This window comes from Phenylobacterium sp. (genome assembly GCF_004799395.1).
GTDB lineage: Bacteria > Pseudomonadota > Alphaproteobacteria > Caulobacterales > Caulobacteraceae > Phenylobacterium.
On the sequence record NZ_SSMZ01000085.1, the window covers coordinates 1 to 3,341 of the forward strand.

At 70.6% G+C, this 3,341-nt stretch carries 2 protein-coding genes; one reads left to right on the plus strand and one right to left on the minus strand.

The window, feature by feature from the left end:
- Positions 1-19 precede the first annotated feature (19 nt).
- Entirely contained in the window at positions 20-1,057 is a 1,038-nt protein-coding gene (locus E8A12_RS06085; RefSeq protein WP_293366991.1) for a hypothetical protein, read from the minus strand.
- A gap of 150 nt (positions 1,058-1,207) precedes the next feature.
- Between E8A12_RS06085 and E8A12_RS06090 the strand changes: the two genes are divergently transcribed.
- Positions 1,208-3,181, plus strand: a complete 1,974-nt coding sequence (locus tag E8A12_RS06090) for a hypothetical protein (protein WP_293366992.1) — start codon at positions 1,208-1,210, stop codon at positions 3,179-3,181.
- The last annotated feature ends 160 nt before the right edge of the window (positions 3,182-3,341 follow it).

The following is a 3,341-nucleotide window of genomic DNA, read 5'->3' on the forward strand; positions in this document are numbered from 1 at the left end:
GCCGCCACGGGCGCCAGGCTCAGCCGTCGGCCAAGATGGCGTCGAGGCGCTGGGCGGCCTCGGCGGCGTCGCGGCGCAGGGCGTCGACCTCGCTTTGCAGGCGCTGCTTCTGGCCAAGCTCGAACGCCAGCTGCTGGCGCAGCTCGACGAGTTCCGCGCGGGCCTCATCGAGGTCCCGGGTCGCGGGAGAGACCAGGACGCCGATCTCCCGGGCGCGGGCGGCGAGCGCCTTGGCCGCCTTGTCCAGCGCCGCGGGGCCGGGCGCCTTGCCGCTCGCGGCGGCCTCGAACCAGTCCAGCACCTGGCCGGCGAGCGCGCCGGCCCACCCGAGGTCCTTCAGGCCCTCGGCGCTGTCATTGTGGCGCAGTTCCGGGGTCAGGAAGCGCTCGATGGCCCTGCCGGCCGTCTCGGTCAGCTTGGGGAGGGGCGCGCCATGGGCAGCCTCGATCTTGGCAACTTCCCTGCGCCAGTCGCCGAGCAGGCCGTCGTAGCTGACGAAGGCGCGGGGCAGGTCGCGGGTGTAGGCCTCGGCGGCCAGCATGTAGGCGGTCCAGACCAGCACCGATTTCTCCGGCGCGAAACCGTTGCGGCGCGTCAGCGACCCGGCCACCGCCAGCGGATGACGCACCGGGATCACGCAGCGGGCGGCGACCTCCAGCTCGGTCAGGACGGTGCGCCAGAAGGGCATGAGCACGGTGACCCGCGGGTCCTTCAACAGCGGATGGCGGGCCTCGCCATATTCTTCTTCGAAAAGGGCCGCCGCTCGGTTCAACCAGCTGCGCTCGGGCTTGGTGGCCAGCGGCCGGTAGGGGAAGGCGAAGATGTCATCCCAGGCCGTCCCGCCCTCGCGCAGGCGGGCGTCGTTGAACATGGCGATCTTCCAGGGCTCGAAGTAGCCCTTGGCGTTATGCTCGTCGCCGGTCATGACGTTTTCGGGAAGCGATGCGCCGGCCAGCGCCAGCACCTGGGTCACCGCCGAGGTGCCCGAGCGGTGCATGCCCAGCACCAGATAGGCGCTGCGCGCATCCCTCGTCGTAGCGGCCTTGTTGGGGGTCATGGACGGTCCGGTCGCAACCTGCTCAGGCCTCGGCTCTACGGGCGGGACAGCCGCGTCGCAAGGTCCCCGCCCGGTTGATCGCTCCGACCTTCTGTTGCACAGAGCCCCTGGACTATCCAGCTTGGGCCGCCGCACAGGGATTTACGCCGCATGGCCGTGACGGCCCCTCCGAAGGCCCCTGCCGACGCGGTCTTTACGGTCATCTCCACGGCGGTGGACGGGGCCTTCTACCGCGCGGTGAACCCGGACCTGGCCGGCAGCGGGCTGGACCCGATCGCCCACTATGCCGCCAGCGGCTGGCGCGAGGGACGCGATCCGGCGCCCTGGTTCTCCACCAGCGCCTACGTCCAGGCCTATCCGGAGGTGGTGAAGGCCGGCTGGAACCCGTTGCACCACTATCTGGCCGTCGGCCGGCGCGAGGGCCGCGAGGTCGTCCGCTCTGTGCTGGCCGACGACTATCTGCTGCGTCGCGCCCGCCGGGGCGAGACGCCGGCCTGGAGCTTCGAGACCCTGATCGGCGAGGGTCAGGCCGCCGACGCCGTGGCCGAGGAGGCCCAGGTCCGCCACCGGGAGCGCACCCTGGCGACCGGCGAGTTCGATGCCGCCTTCTATCTCGCCTCGAACGTCGACGTGGCCAAGACCGGGGTCGATCCGCTGGACCATTTCCTGGCCTCCGGCTGGCGTGAGGGCCGCGACCCGAATCCGGATTTTTCGGTGAAGGACTATCTTGAGAGCTATCCGGATATCGCCGCGGCCGACATCAACCCTTTCATCCACTATCTGAGCGCGGGCCGCGCCGAGGGCCGCACGGGCCGCACCGAACTCGGCTTCCGCTATGAGATCATCAAGCGACTGGTCCCCTTGGAGGCCAAGGTGGCGTCGGTCGTGCGGGCCGAGGCGAGGTTGACGCTCGGGACCGCGGCTGCCCTGGCCAAGGGCCTGGAGGCTGCGAAGACCGGCCTGGCCGAACTGCACGTCACCGTCAGCCACGATGACTACACGACCAACACCGGCGGGGTGCAGCTTTGCCTGCAGCGCGAGGGCGCGCGGATCAGGAAGCTGGGCCGCGACCACCTGCACCTCTTCCCCGCCAAGCCCTGGCCGGTGGTGCGGCTGCGCGGCGAGGCCGGGCGCCTGGGCGTGCTGCTGAACGGCAAGCCGCTGGGGATGTTCGAGCCGAAGGCGATCGTCGGCGCTCTGGCCAAGGCGGCGGGTGCGGTGAAACCCGGTCAGCGCAGCTTCGCCATCCACAGCCTCCTGGGCCACAACGCCGGCGAGACCGCCGACATCCTGGCGGCGACGGGCCTCAAGGCCGGCTTTTTCTGGCTGCACGACTTCGCCAGCCTCTGCGCTGGCTTCCACCTGCTGCGCAACGACGTCGAGGACTGTTCGGCGCCGCCGCCGGAGAGCCAGGCCTGCGGCATCTGCGTCTACGGTCCCTGGCGCGCCCGGCACGTGGCCGAACACGAGCGGCTGTTCGAGCGGCTTTCCCTGACGGTGGTCAGCCCCGCGCAGCCGACCCTGGACCTCTGGAAGGCGCGCTCGGCCTATCCGACAGCCGGCGAGGTGGTGTTGCCGCATGCGCGCCTGGTGGAGCGCGGTCCGGCGCCCATCCCGCCGGCCGACCGGCCGCTGCGGATCGCCTATGCCGGCATGCCGGCGGCGCACAAGGGCTGGGAGGTATTCCGCGACCTGGCGGCGAAGCACGCCGGCGACCCACGCTACCACTTCCTGCACCTGGGCGGACGCACGCCCCCGGGCCTGGGGATCGAATTCCAAAAGGTGACGGTGACCGACGCCCGTCCCCGCGCCATGCAGGAGGCGATCGAGGCGCACGACGTGGACGCCGCGATCATCTGGCCGCTTTGCCGTGAGACCTTCTCCTTCATCGCCTATGAGGCCGTCGCGGCCGGCGCGGCGGTGATCACCAACCCGGACAGCGGCAATGTCGCGGCCTTTGTGGAACAGGAGCGCCACGGCCTGGTCATGGCCGGCGAGGCGGCGTTGGGCGCGGCGTTCGAGAGCGGGGAGGTCGCCGAACTGGCCCGCGCGCGTCGCCGGCCAGCCCTCTACGACCTGGCGTTCAGCGCGCTTACGGTCGATCTGCTGGAGCGGGCCGGATGAAAGTCCTCTGCTATTCCAGTTTCACCTTCTCCTATCTGAACCGCGCGCGTGTCCTCTACCAGACGCTGCGCCGCTTCCACCCGGAGTGGGAGCTGGTCGCCCTGATCACCGACAAGCCGCCCGCCGGCTTTCGATTCGACCCGGCGAAGGAGTCCTTTGA